Annotated in this window: 3 protein-coding genes and 1 tRNA gene; 1 reads left to right on the top strand and 3 read right to left on the bottom strand. The window is 63.8% G+C overall.

What is annotated here, in order from left to right; all coding sequences use genetic code 11:
• The 3 genes from AC1DOC_RS30755 to AC1DOC_RS30745 all read right to left on the bottom strand — a co-directional run.
• Nucleotides 1-333 (bottom strand): integrase arm-type DNA-binding domain-containing protein (locus tag AC1DOC_RS30755; protein ID WP_478131233.1); only part of this gene is annotated, 333 nt, incomplete at its 3' end.
• 175 nt (nucleotides 334-508) lie between these two features.
• Nucleotides 509-583, bottom strand: a tRNA-Arg gene (locus AC1DOC_RS30750).
• Between the two features lie 55 nt (nucleotides 584-638).
• Nucleotides 639-875, bottom strand: coding sequence for a hypothetical protein (locus AC1DOC_RS30745; protein ID WP_062365471.1), 237 nt, complete (start codon nucleotides 873-875; stop codon nucleotides 639-641).
• 318 nt (nucleotides 876-1,193) lie between these two features.
• On the opposite strand from AC1DOC_RS30745, the gene AC1DOC_RS30740 reads away from it, so the two are divergent.
• On the top strand, nucleotides 1,194-2,123 hold a 930-nt coding region (locus AC1DOC_RS30740), incomplete at its 3' end, for a tripartite tricarboxylate transporter substrate binding protein (RefSeq protein ID WP_478131234.1).

Here is a 2,123-nt window from a genome sequence, read left to right as displayed (position 1 = left end):
CTTTCCCAGCCACTCGCGCGCAACCGCCTCGAACGTATTCGCCGCCGCGTCGGCTCGGGCTCTCTTTTCTTCGCGCTTGGCCGCGCTCGGGTCGGTCCCGTCCGCCAGCAGCTCGCGGGCGGCGGCGCGGCGATCCCGGGCTTTGGCCAGCGAGACCTCCGGGTAGGTCCCCAGCGCCAGCGTTTTCCGCTTGCCGGCGAAGGTGTAATCCATTCGCCAGTATTTCCCGGCAGTCTTCACCAGCAGGTACATGCCGGCGCCGTCGGCATATTTGTCGCCGTTGGCCTTCCCGGTGGGCTTCACCTGCCTAACAAACGTGTCTGTCAGTGCCATCTCCACTCCTTAACGGTATCTCGTCACGGGGATTTCCGAGGTACCGGCAAAAATGACGGTATTTCTGTGGGAAGGGATGCTACGCCGCGTGTCGTCGCGAGGCAAAGAAAAACCCGCTACGCTGGGGAAACGTGCGGGTTTCTGGTGTGGAGTGAGACGCCGTGAACCGGGTCCTTGGTGCCTTCGACAGGAATCGAACCTGTATCTGAGTCTTAGGAGGACCCCGTTCTATCCATTGAACTACGAAGACGGAGGGCGGCCCGGACTTTACCAGTTTGGCGCCGTGCCGCCGCGCAGAGGCCGGTTCAGCGCAGGCCGATGCGCGAGGCGTGCCAGCGCAGCACGTCGGCGCGCAGCGGGTCGGAGGCCTCGATGCGGTCGGCGCGCACCTGCAGCGCGCGCATCTGCTCGACTTCCTCGATCACCTTGCCGGGGCTGAGCAAGGCCTGAACGAGCACRCTGGCCTCTTCGGCGAGCGCCTTGAGCGCGCCAGCCAAGCCACCAGATGCGCTCGTGCTGGACGATCGGTCAAGGGTAGACATCGGAAACTCCTGGGATTCGTTGGTCGGGAAATGACCGCCATTTTAGGGTTTACCCGAATCCCGCCCGAATGCGAGGAAAAACTGAATCCGGCCGGTGCTGCCACAGGCCTTTCGCTCGTGTGCAATTCCTCCCGCGCAGCCTGCTCGGCGGGGCTTGCCCGCCCTCGCTCGGCACGGGCTAACCCCAAGACAAAATCTTTGAAAAGTTGACCAGGGTCAAGCAGGCCGAGTTATTCCTGCGCGCACCATCGCCCCTGTTCGCATCTCGGCTCAGATCCATCAAAAAAAAAGAGCGCACCTTACACAGGAGACAACATGATGAAGAACTTCTTTTCGCGCACCCGCGCTTGCCGGGCCTCAGTCTTCACTGCGGCCATGCTGGCGCTGGCGGCTGCCACGCCAGCTTCCGCATGGGAGCCCACCAAGCCGGTGGAGTTCGTGATCCCGGCGGGCACCGGCGGCGGCGCCGACCAGATGGGCCGGCTGCTGCAGGGCATCGTCATCAAGTACAAGCTGATGAAGGAGCCGCTGATCGTCGTCAACAAGTCGGGCGGCGCGGGGGCCGAGGGCTTTCTTGCGGTGAAGGAAGCCAAGGGCGATCCGCACAAGATCATCATCTCGCTGTCCAACCTGTTCACCACGCCCATGGCCACCGGCGTGCCCTTCAACTGGAAGGACATGACGCCCGTCGCGATGATGGCGCTCGACCAGTTCGTGCTGTGGACCAACGCCGAGCAGCCGTACAAGAACGCCTCCGAGTTCATTGCGGCGGCCAAGGCGGCGGGCCCGAGCAAGTTCAAGATGGCCGGCACCGGCTCCAAGCAGGAAGACCAGATCATCACGGTGGCGCTGGAGAAGGCCACCGGCACCAAGTTCATCTACGTGCCGTTCAAGGGCGGCGGCGAGGTGGCGGTGCAGCTGGTGGGCGGGCACGTGCAATCGACGGTCAACAACCCGATCGAGGCGGTGGCCCAGTGGCGTGCGGGCAAGCTGCGCGCACTGTGCGTGTTCGACGACCAGCGCATGCCGTTCAAGGCCAAGGTGACGGAGACGCAGTCGTGGAACGATGTCCCCACCTGCAAGGAAGCGGGCGTTCCCACCAAGTACACGATGCTGCGCGGCATCTTCATGCCCGCCGGCGTGACGCCCGAGCAGCTCGCCTTCTACGTGGACCTGCTGACCAAGATCGCCGCCACGCCGGACTGGAAGGAGTACATGGAGAAGGGTGCCTTCAACCCGACCTTCATG

Source organism: Variovorax sp. 01T439_2, from assembly GCF_056398445.1.
Note: the sequence above shows the minus strand (reverse complement) of the source record. Positions and strands in the feature narration are given on the sequence as shown.